We start from the raw sequence: 521 nt of genomic DNA on the forward strand, positions 1-521 counted from the left end.
GAAATTCTGATAGTTGCTTCAGGCTCATTTCAATTTTCAAGAGCATACGGGTGACATCTTGCTCAGCTAGCAATCGCATCCGCCCAACTTCTCGCTTTAACTTCTGTTTGACCCCCGATCCAGAATGGCCGTAGTAATTGTCAATTGCTTCCAGCTTACCCTCTAGTTCTCCCATTGTATCGGGGTGGGCAAGTACCACTTTCTCCATCAGAGATATTGCTCTTGCTGGATCGACATCACCCTTGATGGGAATTGAAATGGTGTAGTAATAGTGACTCGTAGGACGGCTAAGATTAATAATGTTTTCACCTTGGAAATTGGCATTAGGGATATAAATTTCAGAGTGACTATCGATTAAGTACATAGTTGTTACCCGCAGACCAATTTTTTTGATCACTGCCCGCGAACCATCTGACAGAGCAACAACATCGCCGAAACTGAAAGGCGTATCAATCAATAACACTAAGCCACTGAAAAAGTTCGCCAGAATGTCCTTTAAGGCAAAACCGAGGATAAATGCC

The 521-nt window shown here is 43.4% G+C and carries 1 protein-coding gene; it reads right to left on the bottom strand.

Annotated features, from left to right (window positions below; genetic code table 11):
* A partial coding sequence (locus OSCI_RS03240; protein WP_039961671.1) for a mechanosensitive ion channel domain-containing protein occupies positions 1–521 on the bottom strand: 521 nt, incomplete at both ends.

It is taken from the genome of Kamptonema sp. PCC 6506 (assembly GCF_000180455.1).
In the GTDB taxonomy this organism is placed as follows: Bacteria; Cyanobacteriota; Cyanobacteriia; order Cyanobacteriales; family Microcoleaceae; genus Kamptonema; species Kamptonema formosum.